This window comes from Streptomyces sp. P9(2023) (assembly GCF_032436795.1).
Classification (GTDB): domain Bacteria; phylum Actinomycetota; class Actinomycetes; order Streptomycetales; family Streptomycetaceae; genus Streptomyces.
On the sequence record NZ_JAUPWM010000131.1, the window covers coordinates 1 to 544 of the forward strand.

At 49.3% G+C, this 544-nt stretch carries 1 protein-coding gene; it reads right to left on the bottom strand.

From position 1 onward, the window contains the following. On the bottom strand, positions 1-483 hold a 483-nt coding region (locus Q5762_RS37000), incomplete at its 3' end, for a hypothetical protein (RefSeq protein ID WP_315896701.1). Between the last annotated feature and the right edge of the window lie 61 nt (positions 484-544).

A 544-nucleotide genomic window follows, 5' to 3' on the forward strand; every position in this document is an offset into this window, starting at 1 on the left:
GTTTTGATTGGAGTATGTTACGGAGTTGTGCCCGACGCGAACATTTTTGTTATCGGCGCCGTCGTTGTTAAAATCAATCCGATAACTGGAACGCCAATTAACAGGGTAAGCGCCATTTTTATCCGGCGGAACGATTTTAGTAATCGCCACCCCGTGCCACGAATTTCCGGTTCCGTAGTCGGTTACTTTCGCATATCCTTCGTTAGGATCAACAATCCCTGGATAACCCGCTGGCGGTCCTTGCCATTCGTCTACTTGGTAGCTGGCAGTTCCGTTTTGCAAGCGCTCAGCCGTTACGCCTGGCGTGATTCCTTGATTCAAAAGCCAGCCACGGTCTACCGTAAAATGGTCATCAAAGAGCGTTTCGGAAGCTTCGTAATGATAACCGTCAACCTCCTCAATCGTGCCAAAAAGAGCACTGGTGGATAGATCATCATTTTGTAAACCAAGAAAACCACAGTCGCTGGTAAACTCCGCTTCCAACTCCAAGAGCATTGGCTCGGTGCCAGGGTTGTTAATCGTAATAGCACGAGGGTCTGCGCCG